The organism is Staphylococcus sp. EG-SA-2, assembly GCF_017152085.1.
In genome coordinates this window covers 1-937 of the sequence record NZ_JACYHC010000923.1, presented here as the reverse complement: position 1 = coordinate 937, position 937 = coordinate 1, and the positions used below count along the sequence as shown (strand labels likewise).

The window sequence follows — 937 nt, the reverse complement described above, 5'->3', positions numbered from 1 at the left end:
TCTTTGGTTAAAAATTGCGACACAACCATTCTCATTCGATTATGCATAAAACCAGTTTGTGTCAATTCCATTATTGCTGCATCAATGATTGGAAATCCTGTTTGCCCTTCGCACCATGCATTAAAATTCGCTTCATTTTGCGACCATTTTATCTGTCGATATTTAGGTTTGAAAGCTTGGTATGAGGTTTCTGGATACTGTGTCATTAACACATAATAAAATTCTCTAAAAATGAGTTCACGTATAAATGCTTCATGGTTTGCCTCATCTTCATCATAACGCGCCAATAAATCATTAAAAATTTCAATAATATCTAATAATCCATATGCTAAAGCAACACTTAGCTGACTTGTTAACAATTCAGGTAAATAGTCTCTTCCGCTTTCGTAATTCTGTATATCTTGATCTAAAAAATGTTGCCATTTATTCTGTTCAATTACTTGTGAGGATCCAAACGCTATGTCATCAAACACTAAATCATCAGGTGATGCAATGACAAAGTCTTCGAATGATTTTAAATCATAGTGATATACGTCTCTATGCCTCAAGTAAGGTCGCCATTTTCTATAGAAACTAGTAAAAACTTTGTATGGCTCCCCTTGTTGATTCATTGTTTTACTCGCTTTAAAGTAATGATTCCCACGAATTAAAGTAACGGCAATACGTGCTTCATTGAATAAAGAACGTTGATGTAAAATATCATATTCTTCAAGATGATAACTCATAATATCACCCGCAATCACTACTTCAGAGATATTGTTCTCTTTACAAAATGAAATGATATCGTCATAAGACATAACATAAGGTGTAAGCTTTTCTGCGTGCAACGATTGGTAAAAGCGCTGCAAAGTACCGCGATAAAACTGTGCTTTCAAATCAGAAGCTGAAGACATGTCCTCTTCCGGAATGATAAAATAACATGCATCAATGTCTTCTT

At 34.3% G+C, this 937-nt stretch carries 1 protein-coding gene; it reads right to left on the bottom strand.

Translation table 11 applies throughout. The features are described 5' to 3' along the window. The coding region (locus tag IDG60_RS16250) for an FAD-binding domain-containing protein (protein WP_206160922.1) at window positions 1–937 on the bottom strand (937 nt) is incomplete at both ends.